This is a genomic window from Rhizobium sp. P1_E6, from assembly GCF_056405875.1.
Genome location: NZ_JBFUBG010000368.1, coordinates 1 through 563, shown reverse-complemented (window position 1 = coordinate 563; position 563 = coordinate 1). Strand labels below are relative to the sequence as shown.

At 58.2% G+C, this 563-nt stretch carries 1 protein-coding gene; it reads right to left on the bottom strand.

What is annotated here, in order from left to right; translation table 11 throughout:
* Nucleotides 1-129 precede the first annotated feature (129 nt).
* Nucleotides 130-563: NmrA family NAD(P)-binding protein (locus AC1D35_RS36785; protein WP_477943006.1), on the bottom strand; the 434-nt coding region annotated here is incomplete at its 5' end.

The window sequence follows — 563 nt, the reverse complement described above, 5'->3', positions numbered from 1 at the left end:
TCGGCCTTCGGCCTCGGCCCGAACTTCCGCATCTCCTATGCGACGTCGGAAGATCTTCTGGAAGAGGCCTGCCGCCGCATCCAGCGCTTCTGCYAGGCATGTTCTTGAGGCCGGCAGCAGAGAGCAGGGCTAGAGACCGAAGCCCTTTCGTTGCCCCGCCCATCCCGTGCTCTTCAAGAAATCTTCCCAGTTGAGGCTGTCAGGGTTGATCCTCCTGCTCCATTCGACGTCACGATCAGAACGGAAATATCCGTATTCGACGGCGTATTCGGCCATTTCCATGGTTTCGTCCACGAATTCGGGACTGAACTGCGGAAAGTGCTTTCGAAACGCGGTCGCTCCGTAGGCCGAAGCGTATGCAGCCTTGCGCCCTGTGACGCGGCTGAACGTCTCGACGATCTCAGCCGGTGAGATGAGGTCGCCGATGATTGGCAAGGTTTGGCCATTGTAGCGATCGCAATGGTCGAAAATCTCGAGGACTGCCGGACCCGTTGCTGACAGTGGATCAACGAACGGGGCGCGAAAATGCTCTGGCAGGTAGATCGGAAACACCAGCGTATCGC